The organism is Phenylobacterium sp. (assembly GCF_041916435.1).
Taxonomy (GTDB): Bacteria; Pseudomonadota; Alphaproteobacteria; order Caulobacterales; family Caulobacteraceae; genus Phenylobacterium.
This window is the reverse complement of the sequence record NZ_JAYRZM010000004.1, coordinates 572,789-592,352: the sequence shown is the minus strand read 5'-3', so window position 1 is coordinate 592,352 and position 19,564 is coordinate 572,789. Positions and strand designations below refer to the sequence as shown.

The 19,564-nt window shown below is 69.8% G+C and carries 20 protein-coding genes and 1 pseudogene; 13 read left to right on the top strand and 8 right to left on the bottom strand.

Features of this window, described 5'->3' with window-relative positions; all coding sequences use genetic code 11:
- The first annotated feature begins 22 nt into the window (after positions 1-22).
- The gene (locus tag ACE3TA_RS14280) at positions 23-226 is read left to right on the top strand and encodes a hypothetical protein (RefSeq protein ID WP_374574790.1); all 204 of its coding nucleotides are present in this window, start codon (positions 23-25) and stop codon (positions 224-226) included.
- Here the strand turns inward: ACE3TA_RS14280 and ACE3TA_RS14275 are convergent.
- Together ACE3TA_RS14275 and ACE3TA_RS14270 are read right to left on the bottom strand one after the other, a co-directional pair.
- Positions 223-999, bottom strand: coding sequence for a carbon-nitrogen hydrolase family protein (locus ACE3TA_RS14275; RefSeq protein WP_374574788.1), 777 nt, complete (start codon positions 997-999; stop codon positions 223-225). The two genes, ACE3TA_RS14280 and ACE3TA_RS14275, sit on opposite strands and share 4 nt — an antisense overlap.
- A 34-nt stretch (positions 1,000-1,033) precedes the next feature.
- On the bottom strand, positions 1,034-1,414 hold the full coding sequence (locus tag ACE3TA_RS14270; protein ID WP_374574786.1) for a DUF1801 domain-containing protein: 381 nt from the start codon (positions 1,412-1,414) through the stop codon (positions 1,034-1,036).
- A gap of 179 nt (positions 1,415-1,593) precedes the next feature.
- Here ACE3TA_RS14270 and ACE3TA_RS14265 point away from each other — a divergent pair, with 179 nt between their 5' ends.
- Positions 1,594-2,217 carry a sulfotransferase family protein gene (locus ACE3TA_RS14265; protein WP_374574784.1) on the top strand — a complete coding sequence of 208 codons (624 nt, stop codon included), beginning with the start codon at positions 1,594-1,596 and terminating at the stop codon, positions 2,215-2,217.
- Between the two features lie 14 nt (positions 2,218-2,231).
- Here the strand turns inward: ACE3TA_RS14265 and petA are convergent, their stop codons facing one another.
- Entirely contained in the window at positions 2,232-2,771 is a 540-nt protein-coding gene (gene petA / locus ACE3TA_RS14260; RefSeq protein ID WP_374574782.1) for a ubiquinol-cytochrome c reductase iron-sulfur subunit, read from the bottom strand.
- Positions 2,772-2,969: 198 nt separating this feature from the next.
- Between petA and ACE3TA_RS14255 the strand changes: the two genes are divergently transcribed.
- Positions 2,970-3,389, top strand: a complete 420-nt coding sequence (locus tag ACE3TA_RS14255; protein WP_374574780.1) for a DUF6491 family protein — start codon at positions 2,970-2,972, stop codon at positions 3,387-3,389.
- A 37-nt stretch (positions 3,390-3,426) separates the two neighbouring features.
- Positions 3,427-4,008: an HdeD family acid-resistance protein gene (locus tag ACE3TA_RS14250; protein WP_374574778.1), complete on the top strand. Its 582-nt coding sequence runs from the start codon at positions 3,427-3,429 to the stop codon at positions 4,006-4,008.
- A gap of 1 nt (position 4,009) precedes the next feature.
- On the opposite strand, the gene ACE3TA_RS14245 is transcribed toward ACE3TA_RS14250, so the two are convergent.
- From ACE3TA_RS14245 to ACE3TA_RS14235, 3 genes and pseudogenes are all read right to left on the bottom strand, one after another.
- Complete coding sequence (locus ACE3TA_RS14245) at positions 4,010-5,452, bottom strand: amidohydrolase family protein (RefSeq protein ID WP_374574776.1); 1,443 nt, start codon at positions 5,450-5,452, stop codon at positions 4,010-4,012.
- Positions 5,453-5,624: 172 nt separating this feature from the next.
- Positions 5,625-7,181 (bottom strand): FAD-binding protein, encoded by a 1,557-nt coding sequence (locus ACE3TA_RS14240; protein ID WP_374574774.1) that lies wholly within the window; start codon positions 7,179-7,181, stop codon positions 5,625-5,627.
- Between the two features lie 727 nt (positions 7,182-7,908).
- Positions 7,909-8,145, bottom strand: a pseudogene (locus ACE3TA_RS14235) (phosphatidylglycerol lysyltransferase domain-containing protein); the annotation flags it as partial.
- Between the two features lie 32 nt (positions 8,146-8,177).
- On the opposite strand from ACE3TA_RS14235, the gene ACE3TA_RS14230 reads away from it, so the two are divergent.
- The gene (locus tag ACE3TA_RS14230) at positions 8,178-8,432 is read left to right on the top strand and encodes a hypothetical protein (protein WP_374574772.1); all 255 of its coding nucleotides are present in this window, start codon (positions 8,178-8,180) and stop codon (positions 8,430-8,432) included.
- Positions 8,433-8,931: 499 nt separating this feature from the next.
- On the opposite strand, the gene ACE3TA_RS14225 is transcribed toward ACE3TA_RS14230, so the two are convergent.
- Positions 8,932-10,584, bottom strand: coding sequence for a GNAT family N-acetyltransferase (locus ACE3TA_RS14225; RefSeq protein WP_374574770.1), 1,653 nt, complete (start codon positions 10,582-10,584; stop codon positions 8,932-8,934).
- A gap of 173 nt (positions 10,585-10,757) precedes the next feature.
- Here ACE3TA_RS14225 and ACE3TA_RS14220 point away from each other — a divergent pair, with 173 nt between their 5' ends.
- The 8 genes from ACE3TA_RS14220 (at position 10,758) to ACE3TA_RS14185 (ending at position 18,986) form a co-directional block, all read left to right on the top strand.
- Positions 10,758-11,981 (top strand): acyl-CoA dehydrogenase family protein, encoded by a 1,224-nt coding sequence (locus ACE3TA_RS14220; RefSeq protein ID WP_374574768.1) that lies wholly within the window; start codon positions 10,758-10,760, stop codon positions 11,979-11,981.
- Positions 11,982-12,016: 35 nt separating this feature from the next.
- Entirely contained in the window at positions 12,017-13,225 is a 1,209-nt protein-coding gene (locus ACE3TA_RS14215; protein WP_374574766.1) for an acyl-CoA dehydrogenase family protein, read from the top strand.
- 72 nt (positions 13,226-13,297) lie between these two features.
- Positions 13,298-14,506: an acyl-CoA dehydrogenase family protein gene (locus ACE3TA_RS14210; protein WP_374574764.1), complete on the top strand. Its 1,209-nt coding sequence runs from the start codon at positions 13,298-13,300 to the stop codon at positions 14,504-14,506.
- Positions 14,507-14,729: 223 nt separating this feature from the next.
- Positions 14,730-15,932 carry an acyl-CoA dehydrogenase family protein gene (locus tag ACE3TA_RS14205; RefSeq protein ID WP_374574762.1) on the top strand — a complete coding sequence of 401 codons (1,203 nt, stop codon included), beginning with the start codon at positions 14,730-14,732 and terminating at the stop codon, positions 15,930-15,932.
- A gap of 82 nt (positions 15,933-16,014) precedes the next feature.
- The gene (locus tag ACE3TA_RS14200) at positions 16,015-17,142 is read left to right on the top strand and encodes an acyl-CoA dehydrogenase family protein (protein WP_374574760.1); all 1,128 of its coding nucleotides are present in this window, start codon (positions 16,015-16,017) and stop codon (positions 17,140-17,142) included.
- A gap of 203 nt (positions 17,143-17,345) precedes the next feature.
- Positions 17,346-18,101, top strand: coding sequence for a hypothetical protein (locus ACE3TA_RS14195; protein ID WP_374574758.1), 756 nt, complete (start codon positions 17,346-17,348; stop codon positions 18,099-18,101).
- Between the two features lie 369 nt (positions 18,102-18,470).
- Positions 18,471-18,854 (top strand): hypothetical protein, encoded by a 384-nt coding sequence (locus ACE3TA_RS14190; RefSeq protein WP_374574757.1) that lies wholly within the window; start codon positions 18,471-18,473, stop codon positions 18,852-18,854.
- 3 nt (positions 18,855-18,857) lie between these two features.
- Positions 18,858-18,986 carry a hypothetical protein gene (locus ACE3TA_RS14185; protein ID WP_374574755.1) on the top strand — a complete coding sequence of 43 codons (129 nt, stop codon included), beginning with the start codon at positions 18,858-18,860 and terminating at the stop codon, positions 18,984-18,986.
- Positions 18,987-19,258: 272 nt separating this feature from the next.
- Here the strand turns inward: ACE3TA_RS14185 and ACE3TA_RS14180 are convergent, their stop codons facing one another.
- Positions 19,259-19,555, bottom strand: coding sequence for a hypothetical protein (locus ACE3TA_RS14180; RefSeq protein WP_374574753.1), 297 nt, complete (start codon positions 19,553-19,555; stop codon positions 19,259-19,261).
- Positions 19,556-19,564 lie beyond the last annotated feature (9 nt).

The window sequence follows — 19,564 nt, the reverse complement described above, 5'->3', positions numbered from 1 at the left end:
GCCTTTGCTCTAGGCGGGCGCGATGGACCTTTTCGTCACCCTCGCCGTGGGCGCGGCCATGCTCGTCGTCGCCCTTGTCAGCGGCTGGCGCGGCGCGCGTCCGCCCGATCCGCACAGGGGCCCCCGGCTCGTGCCCTGGCGGCTGATCATGGTCACCTCGGCGGCGGTGCTCCTGATGATGCTGGTCCACGCCGTGAACCTGCTGGGCGTGACCACCGGCCATTAGGGCGCGGCGGGTCGGCGCGGCCCATCGCCCACCGGCGCGTCGAACACCAACAGGCCCGGCGCATCCAGCGGCAGGTGCGCCGCCACCTCGCCGTCGGGGGTCAGCACCGCCGTCGGCCCCCAGGCGATCCGGTCCTCCCGCGCGCCGGTCACGTCGGCCGACACCGCCCACAGGCCGGTCTCGCGGCACCGCTCGCCGCGGACCGCGTTGTGCCGGTCCTTCCATTCCAGGGCGGCGGGCCTGGGCAGCATGTTGTTGGCCGGGCAGACCAGCAGCGAGGCGCCCTGCGCGGCCACGCTGGCGGCCGCCTCGGGGAAGTTGCTGTCGAAGCAGATGTTGATCCCGAACCGCAGGCCCTCGACCTCGAAGACCGGCGCCTCATCCCCCGGCCGAAAGCACGCCTCGCTCCTCAACAGACGCCGCTTGCGGTAGCGCCCGATCACGGCCCGGTCCCTGATCACCGCGGCGGTGTTGTAGAGGTCCGCGCCCGCCTGCTCGATCAGGCCCACCACCATCGTCGGCGCGTCTTCGGGAAGCTGGCCCATCAGGTCGGCGAAGCGGGCCGACGACAGGTCGAGCGCCTGGCGCCGGGCGGCCTCGCCGTCGGTCAGGTAGCCCTGCAGGAAGCCCTCGGGAAAGCACAGCAGCCGCGCGCCCGCCGCCCGGGCCTGGCCGGCGGTCTCCGCCAGCCAGGCGAGCGCGCCCGGGACGTCCTCCCAGAACACCGGCGTCTGGGCGGCCGCGATCCTCACGGTCCTCGGCGAATCCGTCATGGCTCGAGCCTAGAGGAGCGGCGGCTCGCCACCCCTACGCCTCCTCGGCGAGGCGCTGCCGGAGGTCCCGATAGGCCGCCGCAATGAGCGCCCTCAGCGCGGCTTCGTCGACCGGCCGCCCCCAGCGCAGCTTGACGTGGCGCATGCGCTTGCCCGCGCCCTCGAGCAGCCCGGCCGGATCGTCCAGGGACGCGCCGAAGAAGAAGCCGACGCTCGCATGGGCGGTGAAGGCGCCCACATAGGCGAAGGCCGCGTCCCCCACGCACGCCGTCGGGTGGCCGTCGTGGACCAGTTCGCGCACGTCGGGCCCGCAATCGCGCATCGCCTCGAACCACGGCCGGACCACGCCCCGCAGGGCCTCGCCCCGGTCGAACCAGGCGTCCACGGCCGGATCGCGCCGGACCGCGCTCGGCAATCGGAAGAGCGGCTCCATGGCCGGATGCTCGGGGCGGCGGCCGGAAATGTCGAGAGGGGCTCGCGCCCCCTCGCGCGATCGCCCGCCGGCTTCGCGCGGCCCGGCCCGAATTTGCCTGTCGCAAAAGCCACTTAGACGAGTCATGGTCGAGAAAACTAAAAAGCGGCGGGGTGGAGACCATGGGACTGAGCGTCATCGGCGCGGGTGTCGGCCGCACAGGCACCTATTCCCTGAAGTTGGCGATCAACGAGCTGGGGCTGGGGCCTTGCCACCACATGGAGGAGGTCCTCCACGACCAGCCCGCGCAGGTTCCGCTGTGGGCCGCCGCCGTCCAGGGGCGCGCGGACTGGGAGGCGATCTTCGCCGGCTACGGCGGCGCGGTCGACTGGCCGACCGCCGGCTTCTTCCGTGAACTGAGCACGGCCTACCCCGACGCCAGGTTCGTCCTGACGGTCCGCAGCGCCGAGAGCTGGGTCGACAGCTTCTCGGCGACGATCTACCGGCTCCTCTCGGCGCCGGATCAGGTCCCGCCGCAGATGCGGCCCTGGTTCGACATGGCGAGCGCCGTCATCGCCAAGTCGGGCTTCCCGACCGGCCTCGACGCCGCGGGCCTGGCCAAGGCGTTCGACGCCCACAATGAAGCGGTCAAGGCCGCGATCCCCGCCGACCGGCTCCTGGTCTACCAGGTCAAGGAAGGCTGGGGCCCGCTCTGCGGCTTCCTCGGCGCGCCGGCGCCGGACACGCCGTTCCCGCGCACCAACGACCGCGCCGAGTTCTGGGACCGCGTGGCCGGCAAGATCTAGCCGGCCCGCCCGCCTCAGCCGATCTTCACCTTGCTCTTCGACAGGAAGCTGTAGTCCGGCAGGTAGAGGTTCTTCGGCGCCGGGCCCGAGCGGATCCGGCCGGAGGTGTCGTAGACCGAGCCGTGGCAGGGGCAGAACCAGCCATGGTACTTGCCCCCGCCGAAGGTCGGCACGCAGCCCAGGTGGGTGCACACGCCGATGACGATCAGCCACTCGGCCATGCCCGGCTTGTGCCGGTCCTCGTCGCGCGCCGGGTCCCTCAGGTCGGCGGAATCGCCCGCCACCGCCTCGGCGATCTCCTGCGGCGTGCGGTGGCGGATGAACACCGGCTTGCCCCGCCACTTCACCACGATCTGCTGGCCCAGCGGCGTCTTGCCGTAGTCCACCTCGATGGAGGCCAGGGCCAGGGTGTCCGCCGAGGGGTTCATCTCGTCGATGAACGGCCAGGCGATCCCGCCCACAAGGCCCACGGCCATCGCCCCGGCCATGATGTGGATGAAGTCGCGTTTGGTCGGCTCGGCCCCGGCGGCCGCAGCGATCGCACCCTCAGACATGTTCGGCGCCTTCCGTCCGAAGCCCGCGCCCAACGCCCGCCCCTGCCTAACGGGCCGGCGGCCGGACCCGTTGCGGGCGCGGGCCGTAAGAAGCCGTGTCTGGAAAACTTGTGAGATCGGCGACAGCCACTTGCCGAGCCGCGGCGCGTTGATGAGGCCGACGGCGATGGCGCCGTCGCCCCTTGCAGGAGGTCTGCGATGAAACCCCGCACCCCGCTCGCCGCCCTCGCCGCCGCCGCCCTGGCCGGCGCCCTGGCCACCACCGCGGCCGCCGAGCCGGCGGCCAAGCCCGACGCCGCGAAGACCGAGCCGGCCAAGAACAAGGAATGCTTCTGGGCGCGCAGCATCAACGGCTTCAGCCCCGTCGACGACGAGACGGTGAACATCCACGTCGGCGCGAACGACGTCTATCAGATGAAGCTCTTCTCCCCGAGCCCCGACATCAAGTGGACCGAGCGCATCGCGCTGAAGTCGCACGGCAGTTCCTGGATTTGCTCGGGCCTTGACGCTACGGTCATCGTGCCGAGCCCGATCGGCCCGCAGCGCTATCCGGTCACCTCGATCCGCAAGCTCACGCCAGCCGAGGTCGCCGCCCTGTCGTCAAGGGCCAAGCGGTAGGGCTCGCCCCGACGCACGCGACAACCAGGAGCCGGCCATGACCACCGACCAGACCGCCGCCCAGCCGCCGCGAGCGGCGATCCTGTTCGGCAAGGCGCCGTGGTGGGTGCTCCTGATGGAGGGGCTGGTGCTGATGGCGCTGGGCCTGATCGCCGCCCTCGCCCCGCTCATCTCCGCCCTCGCGGTCACCGCGATCGTCGGCTGGGTCTACATGTTCGCCGGCGGGGTGCGGCTGGTCTCCAGCCTCACCCACCGCGGCCCCGGCTTCGTCTGGTCGCTGCTGATCGGCGCCCTGGCCCTGGCCGCGGGCTTCCTCTTGCTGGCCAAGCCGCTCCTCGGCCTGTTCTCCCTGACCGTCGTCATCGGCGCCTTCTTCTTCGCCGACGCCATCACCTCGTTCCTGATGGCCGCCACCGTCGGGCGCCACTCCGGGCGCATGGCCTGGCTGGTGATCACCGGGGTCGCCGACCTGATCCTCGACGCGGCGATCTTCGCCGGCCTCTGGTCCGGCGCCCTGTGGCTGCTCGGCCTGTTCGCCGCCGTGAACCTCGTCCTCATCGGCGCCAGCCTCGCCGTCGTCGGCGTCACCCTGCGCGCCCAGGGCCCCAAGGCGCTCTAAGTCAGAACGCCGCCGCCTGCGCCGCCAGCCCGGCCATCAGGTTCTTCTGCGTCCGCTCCAGCGACGGCCGCGCGCCCTGGCGCAGGGCCGCCAGCGCCTGCGCCGAATAGAACCGGCCGCCGGCCACCACCGCGTCCGGCCGGGCGGCGGCGGTCGCGTCCGCCAGCGGGTCCTCGGCCAGCAGCAGCAGGTCGGCGCGATAGCCCGGCGCGATGCGCCCGGTCCGGTCGGCCTCGTCCAGCACCACGGCCGGGTTCCAGGTCGCCGCCTGCAGCGCCTGGTGCGGGCTCAGCCCCGCCCCCGTGAGCAGCCCAAGCTCGGTCTCCAGCGACTTGCCGGGGATGTTGACGAAGATGCCGGCGTCGGTGCCCGCCACCAGGGTCACGCCCTCCTCGGCGAAGATCTTCGTCGCCCGCTGGTAGAAGGCGAAGTAGCGGGCCGCCGCCTGCGCGTCCTCGCCCGACCAGCGCTCCCGCTCTGCGCCTTCCTGCGCATGGACGAACGGGTTCAGCATCTCCGTGCCCGGCCGCTCCAGATAGGCCCCCTTCGTCTGCGCCGTGCGCAACAGGCTGTAATAGGCCAGCAGCGTCGGATCGACCGGCGTGCCGGACGCGGCGATCTTGCGCGCCAGCGCGCGGGCCTTGCCCTCGTCCAGCTCGTCGCGCAGCCCGTGCCAGACGATCGATTCCATGTGCTCGATGGTGACGAAGCCGTCGTCCAGCAGCTCCTCGAAGGCGATGTTGAAGGGCTTGTCGTGCGGCATGCCCGGCTCGCGCACCCCCTCCACCGGGTGGCCCATGATGGTCATGTCCAGCGCCTCGGCCTCCTGGCGGATCGCCTCGTAGGCCGGCCGCGACAGGTTCGAATAGAGCTTCAGCCGCCGAAAGCCGGCCGCGTGCTGCCAGCGCACCGCCGCGCGCGCCTGATCGGGCGTGTCCACCAGCATGTGGTGAATCTGCGCGTTCGGCCCGTGGCCGTTCAGGATCGGCCCGGTGGTGATGATCCGCGGCCCCTCCAGCTCGCCCGCGGCGACCGCGTCGCGCATCGCCAGGTTGAACGCCATGCCCGAGGCGTTGCGCACCGTGGTCACCCCGTACGACAGGTAGGCCCCCAGCACGCCCTCGTCCCAGATGTGCACGTGCATGTCGGTCAGGCCCGGCGTCAGGGTGCGCCCGGCGCCCTCGACGATCCGCGCGCCGGCCGGCGCCTCCACCGCCTCGACGGGCCCGACCGCCACGATCCGGTCGCCGTCGACCAGCACCGAGGCGTGCGGCGTGACCTCGGTCGTGGGCCCGCTGAAGTCCAGCATCCGCACGTCGCGGATCAGGATCGCCTCGGCCGAGGCGCAGGCCGGCCAGGCGAACCAGGCGATGAGCAGCCCCATGAGGGCGGCGAGGGGCGAGGCGATCCGGCGGGTCGGCGTCGTCGGGTCGAGGTCGGTCATCGTCCTTGAGGGCTCCGGTCTCCTGAGGGTTGGAAGCCCCCAGGCTAACGGCGTTATCCCCTCCAGGGAACCCGCCGGGCTCTCCCTGCCGTCCGGCCCGCCCCCTGGATCGGCCTGCGCCCGACCGGGAGATGACGGATGATGAGATGACCACTCGCTCGGGGTGGCGGCCTCAGCCTGTCCGCGCGCGAGCGAATCCATCCTCGCTCCAGGCCTCGCTGCCGACGCCGTGGTGCACGATGAAGAGCCCGTCCGGGTCGTAGCGCCGCTTGATGCGGCTGAGCCGATCCCAATTCGCGCCCCAGCACGCGCGCCGCCAGTCCGGATTGAAGTAGTCCATCTCGGAGAGGTAGCAGCCGGCATCCGGCGCGGCCGTCCTGAGCTCGGTCATGGCCGTGCGGATGCTCACGGCGTCCTTCCGCGCCTTGACGAGGTCCGGCTCCGGCAACCCCGCTCCGCCCGAAGGGCCGTCGCCCGCAATGATCGCCAGGGCGAAGGCGTCCAGCACTTCGGGGTTGATGGCCGTGTCCCGGGAGGCGGCGAGGGTCGCCTTGGAAGCGCCGGCGAGGCCCTTGTTGAAATGCAGCGCCGTGGACCAGTGGCGGCTGGCGGCGAACCACGACCGCGCCAGCCGCGCCGGTCCGTCGCCGCGCAGCAGAGTCGTCGGGAGCCACGCCGAGGAGAAGCCATGCCAACACCTCCACGCCTGCGCGCCGTCACCAGTCCACCACCAGTTCCCGGGGTCCGCCCCGGGCCGATCGTCGCTGGTGATCGCGCCGGGCAAGTTGGCTTTCAGGTAGGCCGCGTCCCAGAAGTTTCGCGCCGGCAGGACGACGGCGAGGCGCGGCGAGACTTCTTCGAAGTCCTGAGGACTTGCCGCGACGAATTCGGCCAGCCCCTGCCATGCGGAAACCGCCGCTTCCCGATCGAGCCCCTGGAACACCATCTCCACGATGAGGCGGTTGTCCCCGGTCGCACGGACCTGCTCGCCCCAGTGGGGATTGAAGAGGTTAGTCGAATATTCCTCGAGAAACCGGGCGAGGAGCCGGCGGAACGCGTCGTCGGACTTGGCCGCCAGGGTCCACCTGAAGGCGCCGAAAGTCGGCGGCAGGTCGTGCGTCTGAAGCGTGAGCCGCGTGACGACGCCGAACGTGCCGCCGCCGCCGCCCTTGAGGGCCCAGAACAGGTCCGGGTCGCGAGAAGCGTTGACGACTCGGACTTGGCCGTCGGCCGTGACGACTTCAGCTTCCAGGAGCCCCGCCGCCGCCAGCCCGTAGGCCTTCGAGAAATTGCCGAAGCCGCCGCCCTGGACGAGACCTGCGACCCCGACCGTCGCGCACCCGCCCCCCTGGACGTAGCGTCCCGCCCGCGTCGTCACCGCGTCGTAGACATGTCCCCACAGGCAGCCAGCCCCCACCGAGACCGCAGGCGTCGGCGCCGTCGAGCAACCCGACGGAACGAAACGGTCATGCAACTGAATGGCGTCCATGTCGCGCGTCCAGACCAGCAGCGAGTCCGGCGCGCTGGAGCCGCCGAGGTAGCTGTGGCCTCCGCCCTTGACCACCAGGCGCAGGCGATGGGCCGAGGCGAAGCCTATGGCCTTCGCCACGTCGGCGGCGTCCCTGGCCTTCACCACATAGGCGCTCGGGGCCGACGTCCAGGCGTCCACCCACCCCGACGACTGAGTCAGCCCCGGCTGATCGCCGATAAAGTACGGATTTCTCAGCAATCTTGGGAGGTCCGAGGGACTGGCGGCGGGCAATCTGACAGGTTCGAGCCTGTTCACGAGATCGCGGCGCAGGCCTGCCCACTCTCCCTCGGTCGGCCACCCCGCCATGCCTGGGCGGACCCGGCCGCGGGTGGCGGCCCTCGCAGATCGCACCCCTGGCAGCATCGCGCCCGCCATGGTCGACAGGCCCGCGAGCACGCCACGGCGTTCGATCGGAAAGACATGCCCGGCTCGCTTGCACGTTTCTCGGTCGGCTGTTCGGCGGTGTCTGGAGCCAAAACGAATAAGCATCACGGTCGCCCCCTCGATCTGCCCCGGCAAGCCTATGGGCCTAGCCGAATTGCGCTTGCCGTCAACCAAGCTGGTCGTCCCGTGCGCGCCACCCTTCACCAAGCCTCACATGCGCCGCATCTGCGGACCTCGGGAACGCGCCATTCAACTACGTCGAGAATGAGCGCGGCCCTGCCTCCGCGGCCTAAAATTTAAGCCGGTCGTCTGACCTCCTATCGGGCGGTTTCGTCGACTGCCCAAGTGCGGTCGATGGCACCCTGAGCGGACGTTCCGAAGGTCCGCCATGAGCCCATTGCAGTCCGCCCAAAGGTCAGCTTGCGGCAAGCGCATCAGCGAGCATCCACGATCCCGCTGAAGGCATTCGCAATGCGCGCGTCTCATTTCCAATCCGCCGGCGCGACGATGTCGAGTTCCGTCAACTCGCGCGGACCACCCCCTACTCCCCCTCCTCCCGCTTCGGCCGCTTGGTCAAACCGGCCACCCCGCCGGAGCTCATCAGGCCCACGTCGGCCAGCAGGATCGGGATCGCCCATTTGTGGGCCGCGGCGATGTAGCGGGGCTGCCAGACCGGGTCGTACTTGTCCTTGTAGCGATAGACGCCCTGGAAATTGTAGATTTCCTCGCCGCGCTCGAAGGCCAAGCGCCCCACCCGCGACATGATCGGCGCCAGCGGCCAGCCTGACCAGGGCTACCCCGACCACCCACATGCCTAAGGCGATCACGATCCAGACCGGTGAATGGTCGATCGCGGCCACCGTGATGGCGACCAACCCGGCAAGCGACAGCAGAATGTCCATTGCAGTCGGCCAGCGTCCTTGCGTTGTCATCAACGACGCCGAATTCCAGCGCAGCGAGAACAGTTTCCTTGCTCGTCAATGGCGCTCCGGTTCGCAAGCTGAATTCATAACCTCAAACGTGATCGTGACGGGAATTGGGCCCGTTCTCCAGCTCTCCTTGTGAAATATGGGAGTTTCATAGTATTGACCGTCTTCATCAAGCGAAAATAGTCGACAAATATTGCTTCCGTGGGCGACGGAGCAGATTTTTCGGCCTAAATAGTAGTAATTACCATGAACTATTGGAGCGCCCATGCAGCCGATGTATCGTCCATCGGCAGAGAAATATTCATCCGAAAAGGGACCATGAAAGCGACCCGGAGGCGTGATCCTGAGTCGTGCGCCGTGCTCAAAGAGCCGATGCAACTCACTCGATGTTAGTTGGCGCCTGCCGCTTGCGGCGGGCGGGCTGGAGTGCGCGCTGCCGGCGAGGGTGCTCATAGCGATGCCCGCGCATAGCGCTAGGAGCGCGGAAGCGGCGCTGTTCATCCGGCCTGCTTTGCCTTTTCTAGTCCATCAGCGAGCATCCACGATCCCGCTGAAGGCATTCGCAATGCGCGCGTCTCATTTCCAATCCGCCGGCGCGACGATGTCGAGTTCCGTCAACTCGCGCGGACCACCCCCTACTCCCCCTCCTCCCGCTTCGGCCGCTTGGTCAAACCGGCCACCCCGCCGGAGCTCATCAGGCCCACGTCGGCCAGGAGGATCGGGATCGCCCATTTGTGGGCCGCGGCGATGTAGCGGGGCTGCCAGACCGGGTCGTACTTGTCCTTGTAGCGATAGACGCCCTGGAAATTGTAGATTTCCTCGCCGCGCTCGAAGGCCAGGCGCCCCACCCGCGACATGATCGGCGCCAGCGGCCGGTCGTCCAGGCCGGCCAGCGGCGCCATGCCGAAGTCGAAGGCCTGGTAGCCCTGCTCGCGGCCCCAGGCGATCAGCTCGACGAACAGGAAGTCCATGATGTTCTTCGGCGCGTCGTCGGCGTAGCGCATCAGGTCCATGGAGAACGAGGTCTTCGCCGCCGTGGTCCACAGGGTGGCGAAGGCCACGATCCTGCCTTCGGAGCGCACCACCGCCACCGGGAACTCGGCCACGTAGCGGGCGTGGAACCCGCCCATGGAAAAGCCCTTCTCGCCGCCGGCGTGGTGGGCCAGCCAGGCGTCCGACACGGCCTGCAGCTCGCCCATCGCCGCGCCCGCCTCGCCCGGCGCCAGCACGTCGAAGCTCGCCCCTTCCTCGCCGGCCTTGCGCCAGGCCCGGCGCAGGTTGCCGCGCTTGCGCCCTTCCAGGGTGAAGCTCTCCAGCGGCACGGCGGCCGACTCGCCCACCTTCTGGATGGAGAAGCCCAGCTCCACCACGTCGGGCAGGTCTTCGGCGCCCAGCGCATAGATCCCCGGCCGCGCGGCGTGGGCGTCGGCCAGCTCGCGGAACCGCCACAAGAGCTCCAGCCGCTCGCCCCTGCGCCCCACCGGCGCGCCCAGCGCCACCCAGGAGCGGCCGCGCACGCCGAACATCAGGAAGCTCTCGCCGCTGTTCGAGAACAGGAAGCGCTTGTCGCCCAGAAGCGCCAGGTTCGAGCCCGGATCGGCGGTCTCGGCCTTGGCCAGGATCGCCCGCACCCGCTCGAAGTCGGGGTCCTCCTCGCCGGCCACCTTGGGCGTGGCGGTGGAGGCCAGCATCCGCCAGACGCCGAAGGCGAACAGCGCCAGGGCCGCGCCGGCCCAGTCGCGCACGGCGCGGGCGGCGTCGGCGTCCACCATCACCCGCCACCAGGGCTGGTCGGCGTAGTCGGCGTGCTCGAACGACCATAGGCCCAGGAGCCCCGCGCCGATCACCACCGCCGAGGCCGAGAGCAACCAGCCGGGGGTGATCTGCATCTGGGTCAGTTGCGCGCGCCGGGGAAAGGCCTCGTGCATTGGCGCGATCACGGCGGCCACCACCAGCAGGGCCGCGGTCTCCTCCCAGTTGACGCCCTTCAAGAGGGTCAGCGGCGCGGCGGCCAGCAGCACCGCCAGCGTCGCCACCCAGGCCGCCCCCAGCCGCGCGCGCAGGCCGAAGGCCAGCAGCACCAGCGCCAGGCCGAGCACGCTGGACACGAAGTGGCTGACCTCGATCAGCTCCACCGGCGCCACGCTCATCAGCCACATCAGGCGCACCGGCACCGAGGGCGTGGCGGCCGAGGCCACCAGCATCACGCCGACGAGCAGCGTCAGGGTGGCGGCGGTGATCGGGGCGGCGGCCAGCGCGGCCGGCTTCAGTTCGCGCGCGATCTGCATCGGGGACCGTCTCTGAGCCCAGCGGGGCGGAACCGACGCAGCTATAACTTGATTTTGCCGTGAGAGCGCGAGCCCTGAGCGCTCAAACAGTTGTTCGATCACGCTTGCCCTGGCGGGCGCCGACGCTAAGGTGGCGCGACCTTTCGACCCCGTTTTCCTGGAGGGAGCACGCCATGGCCGACTTTGGCGGCGGAGACCTGGACGCCTTCCGCGCCGAGGCGCGCGCCTGGCTGGAGGCCAACTACCCGGCGGAGCTGCGCGGCCCGAACGCCGCGAGCGATCCCGAGGCGATGTGGGGCGGGCGCAAGTTCGCCGGCAGCGGCGATCCGCAGATCGTCTGGATGCGCCGCATGGCCGAGAAGGGCTGGACCGCCCCGACCTGGCCCAAGGAGTACGGCGGCGGCGGGCTCTCGGCCGCCGAGGCCCGCGCCCTGGACAAGGAGCTGTCGGCCGGCCGCTACGCCACCCCGCTCGCCTCGTTCGGCGTCTGGATGCTGGGTCCGGTCCTTTTGGAATACGCCAACGAGGAGCAGAAGCGCGAGCACCTGCCCAAGATCATCAAGGGCGAGATCCGCTGGTGCCAGGGCTATTCGGAGCCCGGCGCGGGCTCCGACCTCGCCGGCCTGCAGACCAAGTGCGAGGACAAGGGCGACCACTGGCTGATCAACGGCCAGAAGATCTGGACCTCCTACGCCGACAAGGCCGACTGGTGCTTCTGCCTGGTGCGCACCGACACCTCCAAGAAGCACGAGGGCATCTCCTTCGTGCTGATCGACATGGCCTCGCCCGGCGTCGAGACCCGGCCGATCAAGCTGATCAGCGGCGAAAGCCCGTTCTGCGAGACCTTCTTCACCGACGTGAAGGTGCCCAAGGGGAACATGGTCGGCCGGCTGAACGGCGGCTGGGAGATCGCCAAGCGCCTGCTCCAGTACGAGCGCCAGAACATCTCCGGCGGCTTCGGCTCGGGCGGCGGCGCCGGCGGCGCGGCGGGCGACCTTGGCCAGCTCGCCAAGACCTACCTCGGCGAGGACGAGCAGGGCCGCACGGCCGATCACGACCTGCGCATGCGCGTCACCAAGAACAAGATGGACTTCGCCTGCCTCTACCAGACCATCGCCCGCTCGGCGGCCGAGTCCAAGGCGGGCAACGGGCCGAGCGCGACCACCTCGATCATCAAGTACGCCGCGGCCGAATCCGCCAAGGAACGCTCGGAGCTGATGGTCGAGCTGATGGGCTCCCAGGGCCTGGGCTGGGAGGGCGAGGGCTTCACCCCGGCCGAGCTCACCGCCGTGCACGGCTGGCTGCGCTCGAAGGGCAACTCCATCGAGGGCGGCACCTCCGAGGTGAACCTCAATGTGGTGGCCAAGCGCGTGCTCGGCCTGCCCGATCCTAAGTAAGCGATTTCATTTAAGAATATTGGGAGGCGATTGCGATGGCTGATTTCGGCGGCGACCTGGAGACCTTCCGCGCCGAGGCGCGCGAGTGGCTCGAGGCGAACTTCCCCAAGGCCCTGCGGGCCGATCCGGCGGCCCAGCAGGCTTCGGCCATGGGGGCCACGGAGAGCGCCGACGCCAAGGCCTGGCGCGAAGCCATGGGGTCCAAGGGCTGGGGCACGCCCACCTGGCCGGCCGAATACGGCGGCGGCGGCCTGTCGCGCCAGGAAGCCCGCGTGCTTTCCGAGGAGATGGCCAAGATCGGCGCGCGCAACCCGATCGGCGGCATGGGCGTGATGATGTTCGGCCCCACCCTGATCGAGTACGGCACGCCCGAGCTGAAGGCCCAGCACCTGCCCGGCATCATCAAGGGCGAGGTGCGCTGGTGCCAGGGCTATTCCGAGCCCGGCTCCGGCTCGGACCTGGCCTCCCTGCAGACCCGCGCCGAGGACAAGGGCGACCACTACCTGGTCAACGGCTCCAAGATCTGGACCTCCGGCGCCAACCTCGCCGACTGGTGCTTCTGCCTGGTGCGCACCGACACCTCCAAGAAGCACGAGGGCATCAGCTTCCTCCTGATCGACATGAAGACCCCGGGCGTCGAGGTCCGGCCGATCCTCTTGATCAACGGCACTTCGCCCTTCTGCGAGACCTTCTTCACCGACGTGACGGTCCCCAAGGACCAGCTCTTCGGCCCGCTGAACGGCGGCTGGACGGTGGCCAAGCGCCTGCTCCAGTTCGAGCGCGACAACATCTCCGCGGCCCTCGGCTCGGGCAACCTGGCCACCGCCCAGGCGGCCAAGCGGGTGGACGAGGCGGCCAAGGACTATGTCGGCCTGGACGAGACCGGCCGGCTCGCCGATTCCGACCTTCGCCGGCGCATCACCGAGCACCTGATGGAGAACCGCGCCTTCCAGCTCACCGTGCGGCGCGCCGCCGACGAGGCCAAGTCCAACCAGGGCCCCTCGGCCGCCACCTCGATCATGAAGTACGCCGGCGCCAAGATCGCCCAGGAGCGCACCGAGCTGATGATCGAGCTGATGGGCCACCAGGGCCTGGGCTGGGACGGCGAGGGCTTCGAGGGCCAGGAATTGGGCGCCGTCCGGGCCTGGCTGCGGGCCAAGGCCAACTCCATCGAGGGCGGCACCTCGGAGATCAACCTCAACGTCGTCTCCAAGCGCGTGCTGGGTCTGCCCGATCCGAAGTAGGGCGGACTCCACCAGGACCATACTTTATGCTATAAAGAGATATAATATTTTGATTTTTAGGGAGATTTTCTGATGGCCGATTTCGGCGGCGCCGATCTGGACGCCTTCCGCGCCGAAGCCCGCGAGTGGCTCGGCGCCAATTTTCCCAAGTCGCTGGCCGGTGATCGGCCCGCCCTGGAGGCCGCGATCCTCAGTCCGGACAAGCCGACGGGCGACCTGGCGGCGTGGAAGGAGCGCATGGGCGCCAAGGGCTGGGGCGTGCCCACCTGGCCGAAGGCCTACGGCGGCGGCGGCCTCACCCCCGCCGAGGCCCGCGTGCTGGCCGAGGAGATGGCCGCCATCGGCGCGGTCAATCCCATCGTCGGCATGGGCGTGAACATGTTCGGCCCCACCCTGCTGGAATACGGAACCGAAGAGCAGAAGCGGCGCTACATCCCCGACATCGTCACCGGCAAGGTGCGCTGGTGCCAGGGCTTCTCCGAGCCGGGCGCCGGCTCGGACCTCGCCAGCCTGCAGACCCGCGCCGAGGACAAGGGCGACCACTTCCTGGTCAACGGTTCCAAGATCTGGACCTCCGGCGCGCAGTGGGCCGACATGATCTTCTGCCTGGTGCGCACCGACACCACCAAGAAGCACGAGGGCATCTCCTTCGTCGTCTTCTCCATGCATCAGCCCGGCGTGGAGGTCCGTCCGATCCGCCTGATCGCCGGCAACTCGCCCTTCTGCGAGACCTTCATCACCGACGTGAAGGTGCCCAAGGAAAACCTCGTCGGCCCGCTGAACGGCGGCTGGACCGTGGCCAAGCGCCTGTTGCAGCACGAGCGTTCGGGCATGGGCGGACGCGCCGGCGCCCGCGGCCGGGCCGACAGCCTGGGGATCACGGCCAAGGCCTATGTGGGCGAGGACGACCAGGGCCGCCTGGCCGACCTGGACCTGCGCACACGCATCATCATGAACGAGATCGACGCGCGCGCCCTGCAGCAGACGGTCCGCCGCGCCGCCCAGGAGGCCAAGACCAACTCCGGTCCCTCGGCCGCCACCTCGATCATGAAGAACGCCAACATGAAGATCATGCAGGACCGCGCCGAACTGACCCTGGAGGTCATGGGCGCCCAGGGCCTGGGCTGGGAGGGCGAGGGCTTCGACGCCGACGAGCTTTCCGCCGTGCGGACCTGGCTGGGCGGCAAGGCCGGCTCGATCTACGGCGGCTCCAACGAGGTGCAGAACAACATCATCGCCAAGCGCATCCTGGGCCTGCCAGACCTGACCCAGGCGCACTGAGGGCCGGCGCGGATGGCAGGTTCAAGGTCCCCCTCCGGCCCTCCGGGCCACCTCCCCCAGAGGGGGAGGATCTGGAAGCGCCGGCGCAGGATGCTCCCCCTCTGGGGGAGCTGTCGCGGAGCGACTGAGGGGGACCGTGACTCTCACGGCCTGTTTTCCCGGGCCGCCTTGTCGCCTATGCCGACAGGGACGACGACTTCGATTTTCAAGGAGACCTTTTCAAATGGCTGATTTCGGCGGCGACATCGACGCCTTCCGCACCGAGGTGCGAAGCTGGGTGGAAGCCAACTTCCCCCCCGCCCTGAAGGGCAAGCCCAATCCCATGATGCGCGAGGAGCGCGGCAATCCGGAAACGCCGGACCAGGCCGCCTGGCGCAAGGCCGTGGGCGAGAAGGGTTGGGGCACCCCCACCTGGCCGGCCCAGTACGGCGGCGGCGGCCTCGCCCCCGCCCAGGGCCGCGTGGTCATGCAGGAGTTCGCCCGCGCCGGCGCCTACAACCCGATCGGCGGCATGGGCGTGATGATGTTCGGGCCCACCCTGCTCGAGTACGGCACCGACGCCCAGAAGGCCGAGCACATCCCGCCGATCTGCCGCGGCGACATCCAGTGGTGCCAGGGCTTCTCCGAGCCGGGCGCCGGCTCGGACCTGGCCAGCCTCTCGACCAAGTGCGAGGACAAGGGCGACCACTACATCATCAACGGCCAGAAGATCTGGACCTCCGGCGCGCAATACGCCGACTGGTGCTTCTGCCTGGTGCGCACCGACACCTCCAAGAAGCACGAAGGCATCTCCTTCGTCCTCTTCACCATGCACCAGCCGGGCGTCGAGACCCGTCCGATCAAGCTGATCGCCGGCAACTCGCCCTTCTGCGAAACCTTCTTCACCGACGCCCGCGCCGAGAAGAAGGACCTGGTCGGCCCGCTGAACGGCGGCTGGACCATCGCCAAGCGCCTCCTGCAGCATGAACGCTCCGGCCTGTCCGGCGCGGGCGGCGGCGGCGGCGGAGCCCGCGGCCTGGTCGATCTGGCCAAGGAGTACGTGGGCGTGGACGAGGCCGGCCGCATCGCCGACATCGACCTGCGCACCCGCATCATCATGAACGAGATCGAGGGCCGCGCCTTCCAGCAGACCGCCGTGCGCGCCATGCAGGAGGCCAAGGGCAATTCCGGCCCCTCCACCGCCACCTCGATCATGAAGAACGCCGGCACCCGCTGGATGCAGGACAAGGCCGAGCTGACCCTGGAGATCATGGGCCATCAGGGCCTGGGCTGGGAGGGCGAGGCCTTCACCGGCGCCGAGCTGGCGGCCGTCCGCGGCTGGCTGGGCGGCAAGGCCTTCACGATCTACGGCGGCTCCCAGGAAGTGCAGAACAACATCATCTCCAAGCGCATCCTGGGCTTGCCTGACCTGACGCAAAGCAAGTGACACTAGGGGCCCGCTCGCCGCGACGGCGGGCGCGGACCCGGCCAACGACACCATTCGAGATATTCAAAGGGAACCAAGACACATGGCCGTTCTGACCGAAGAACAGAGCATGCTGCGCGACGCGGCGAAGAGCTGGGTGCAGGAAAAGAGCCCGGTGACCGCCTTCCGCAAGATGCGCGATAGCGGCGCCCCGCTGGGCTACGACGCCGACGCCTGGAACGAGCAGGCTGAAATGGGCTGGGCCGGGGTGATCATCCCCGAGGAGTTCGGCGGATCGAACTTCGGCTACCTCTCCATGGGCCTGATCCTGGAGGAGATGGGCCGCACGCTCACCGCCTCGCCGCTGCTGGCCTCGGGCCTGGCCGCCGCCTCGGCCCTGATCCTCGGCGGGTCCGAGGCGCAGAAGTCCGAATGGCTGCCGAAGATCGCCGACGGCTCGGTGGTCGGCGCCCTGGCCGTGGACGAAGGTCCGCACCACGCCCCGGAAAAGGTCGCCCTGAAGGCCGAGAAGGCCGGCTCGGGCTACAAGCTGACCGGCAAGAAGACCTTCGTCATCGAGGGCCCGGCCGCCGGCCTGCTGGTCGTCTCCGCCCGCACCTCGGGCAAGCCGGGCGACACCGACGGCGTCAGCCTCTTCCTGGTGAAGGGCGACGCGGCCGGCGTCACCAAGCAGGCCCTGAAGCTGGCCGACAGCCGCGGCGTGGCGAACATCGAGTTCAACGGCGCCGAAGCCGAACTCCTCGGCGAGGAAGGCAAGGGCTGGCCGGTGCTTGAGGCCACCCTCGACCGCGCCCGCGCCGGCGTTTCCGCCGAAATGCTCGGCGCCGCCGTCCAGGCCTTCGAGACCACGCTGGACTACCTGAAGACCCGCGTGCAGTTCGGCCAGGTGATCGGCTCCTTCCAGGCCCTGCAGCACCGCGCGGCCAAGATGTTCACCGACCTGGAGCTGGCCCGCTCGGCCGTCGAGGCCGCCCTGCAGGCCATCGACGCCGGCAGCCCGGACGTGCCCGAGCTCGTCTCCCTGGCCAAGGCCAAGATGGGCGACACCTTCCACCTCGTCTCCAACGAGATGGTGCAGATGCACGGCGGGATCGGCATGACCGACGCCCACGACGCCGGCTTCTACCTCAAGCGCGCCCGCGCCTGCGAAGCCGCCTTCGGCTCCCAGGGCTACCACCGCGACCGCTACGCCCGCATCCAGGGCTACTAGGCGCCGCGGCCCGCCCCCGGTCCGCCGGGGGCGCGATGCAGGGCTAGGACTTCAGAACCCCTCCGGCGGAAACGCCGGAGGGGCTTTTGCTATGCGCTTCATCCTTCGAACGCGCCCCTCGCCCGCGCCGCGGGGATTGACCGAACGGCCGCCGCACGATCAATTTCCAGTTGTCCCGACCAACCGAGGTTGAAGCAGCGCCCGTGACGAGACGGCCGGTATCGATCGCGACGGGCGCGGTCGCGCTGGCGCTTTCGGCGGCGCTGGGCGCCCCGCTCGCCGCCTGCGGGCCGTCCAGGCCCGTCGCCGCGGCCGAACCGGCCAGGGCCGCCGCTTCGCCGGCCGTCGGCGCGCCCTACGCCGAGGCCCGTCGGGCCCTCTTGAGCCAGGGCATGACGCCGGCCCTCGACCAGGTGGAGTCCCCGCACCCGTCGTTCCCGGAGCTGAGCTGTCCGTCCGGGGAGCCGGCGCCTTGCCGGGCCCTCTTCCTGCACAAGGACACGGACGGCTGGCGCCGGTACCTCGTGGTGGAGACCACCGCCGGCCCGGCCCCCGTGGTGACGGCGGCCAGACCGCCCTTCACCGCCGAGGGGCTCCTGGCGATCCCGCCGGCGCCGGCGGCGGACATCCCGAGATTGCCGAAGACCTACCTCGCCGCGCGCCAAGCCCTCATCCGGCTCGGCTTCAAGCCGACGCATGCGTCGAGCGAGGTGTTCTCGACCTGCTCCACGGCGCCGGCGCCGGACGGTTCGGGCGCCTGCGCCGCCGATCTGCCACTCCCGGAGATCAAGTCCTGCGCCGGCACGGGGGCCGGGTTCTGCGAGGCCTACTGGCTCGCCCCGGACAAGCGGGTGCTGCGCATCGTCACCGTCTACGAGCCGCAGCCCGGCGACATCTACCACCTGGCCTGGGCGACCCCGGCCGAACTCGCCAAACTGCCGGCCGGCTGGAAGCCGTAGCGCGGCCTTCGGCAAACAGTGCCTTGGGAGCCGCGCCGCCCTGCTCCCCCGTCGTCCTCCGGTCGGCCACAGGCCGATCCGGGGGACCCAAGCTGAAGCGCCGCTCGGAACGCCAGGGGACGTGGTCGGTAGCACTACTCACACCCGTCATCCTAGGCCTTGTGCCTAGGATCCATGCCTCCACCACCCCGATCTGTCCCAACGGTACGACGCCCAGCCGTCCCATGGATCCCCGCCACAAGGGCGAGGATGACGGTGACAAGGGGCAAGGCGGAGCGCCGAGAAGCCGGCTCTCCTTTGTGGGAGCTGTCGGCCAAGCCTCCCGTGGGGTGATACTTCATGCACGCACCGCCCCGACGAGCAGACTTCATGCCGCCCGCGCCCATCGACCACCTGCCGTTCTACAGCCGCGACCTTGGTCGCCTGTCCAGCGCGGCGGGGCGCTACCAGATCATCGCCCCGACTTGGGAGGGCCTGACGCGGGCGCACCCGGACCTCACGGACTTTTCGCCGGCCAACCAGGACATGGGCGCCTGGTACCTGGCCTCCGACACCTATGGCCACGCCACCGGCGGCCGCGACTTGGCGTCGGACTTGCGTGATCCCAATCGCTACAGCGAAATCGCTGGCGCACTTCACGGTCAGTGGACGTCGCTTCCAGGGGGTGCAGAGGAAGGCCAGGATCAGAGCGAGTTCGCCCGCAGAATGACGGACGCTCTAGGCCGATATCAAACGACGTCGCCCGGTCGGTAGCGCGTGCGCTCCGCGCGCAGCGCCGACGCCCACGACGCCGGCTTCTACCTCAAGCGCGCCCGCGCCTGCGAAGCCGCCTTCGGCTCCCAGGGCCACCACCGCGACCGCTACGCCCGCATCCAGGGCTACTAGGCGCCGCGGCCCCTCACGGCCCGGTCCGCCGGAGGGGTTTTGTGTTGGCGCCCGCGCCATCTCCCCGTCATCCTAGGCCTCGTGCCTAGGATCCCTCCCTCGGCCTCCCGGACCTCTCCGAGGCGCCCACAGCCCGTCCGCCCCAGGGATCCCCGCCACAAGGGCGGGGAAGACGAGCGGAGGGTAATTACAGTGTCAGGTTACTCAATCCCCGATCCCGCCAAGCAGGCACCACATCCCAGTCGCCGATGTGACGGCTGGCCAACCTCACGCTACGCATCCGGCATGGGAGCCGGCCCCACTCTCAACGAGGCGCTCGCGCGGAACGTCGTCCCACCGCAGTTCGGGCACATCTGCTGGCAAGCGGCCGGCAACGGCTCGTCCCCGGACGCCGTGGGAAAACGCTGGCCCTGCACATGCCGGCAGGCGCCCTCGATCATCCAGCCGCCCCACCCGCAGGCCGCCTCTTCGACGGCGCAGGCCGCATAGGTGATCTCCACGTAGTCCGGCGTCTCGACGTCGGCGAGCGTCGTATTCCGGAGCTTGGCGAAGCGGCGCGGCATCGTCATGTCGAAGCC

Excerpts from the sequence above, each read along its gene's own strand:
- ACE3TA_RS14250 (WP_374574778.1), top strand. The coding sequence starts at position 3,427 with ATGACCACCGACCAGACCGCCGCCCAGCCGCCGCGAGCGGCGATCCTG.
- ACE3TA_RS14220 (WP_374574768.1), top strand. The coding sequence starts at position 10,758 with ATGGCCGACTTTGGCGGCGGAGACCTGGACGCCTTCCGCGCCGAGGCG.
- ACE3TA_RS14265 (WP_374574784.1), top strand. The coding sequence starts at position 1,594 with ATGGGACTGAGCGTCATCGGCGCGGGTGTCGGCCGCACAGGCACCTAT.
- ACE3TA_RS14280 (WP_374574790.1), top strand. The coding sequence starts at position 23 with ATGGACCTTTTCGTCACCCTCGCCGTGGGCGCGGCCATGCTCGTCGTC.
- ACE3TA_RS14255 (WP_374574780.1), top strand. The coding sequence starts at position 2,970 with ATGAAACCCCGCACCCCGCTCGCCGCCCTCGCCGCCGCCGCCCTGGCC.
- ACE3TA_RS14245 (WP_374574776.1), bottom strand. The coding sequence starts at position 5,452 with ATGACCGACCTCGACCCGACGACGCCGACCCGCCGGATCGCCTCGCCC.
- ACE3TA_RS14210 (WP_374574764.1), top strand. The coding sequence starts at position 13,298 with ATGGCCGATTTCGGCGGCGCCGATCTGGACGCCTTCCGCGCCGAAGCC.
- ACE3TA_RS14225 (WP_374574770.1), bottom strand. The coding sequence starts at position 10,584 with ATGCAGATCGCGCGCGAACTGAAGCCGGCCGCGCTGGCCGCCGCCCCG.
- ACE3TA_RS14275 (WP_374574788.1), bottom strand. The coding sequence starts at position 999 with ATGACGGATTCGCCGAGGACCGTGAGGATCGCGGCCGCCCAGACGCCG.
- ACE3TA_RS14205 (WP_374574762.1), top strand. The coding sequence starts at position 14,730 with ATGGCTGATTTCGGCGGCGACATCGACGCCTTCCGCACCGAGGTGCGA.
- ACE3TA_RS14180 (WP_374574753.1), bottom strand. The coding sequence starts at position 19,555 with ATGACGATGCCGCGCCGCTTCGCCAAGCTCCGGAATACGACGCTCGCC.
- ACE3TA_RS14190 (WP_374574757.1), top strand. The coding sequence starts at position 18,471 with ATGCCGCCCGCGCCCATCGACCACCTGCCGTTCTACAGCCGCGACCTT.
- ACE3TA_RS14215 (WP_374574766.1), top strand. The coding sequence starts at position 12,017 with ATGGCTGATTTCGGCGGCGACCTGGAGACCTTCCGCGCCGAGGCGCGC.
- ACE3TA_RS14230 (WP_374574772.1), top strand. The coding sequence starts at position 8,178 with ATGCCTAAGGCGATCACGATCCAGACCGGTGAATGGTCGATCGCGGCC.
- ACE3TA_RS14200 (WP_374574760.1), top strand. The coding sequence starts at position 16,015 with ATGGCCGTTCTGACCGAAGAACAGAGCATGCTGCGCGACGCGGCGAAG.
- petA (WP_374574782.1), bottom strand. The coding sequence starts at position 2,771 with ATGTCTGAGGGTGCGATCGCTGCGGCCGCCGGGGCCGAGCCGACCAAA.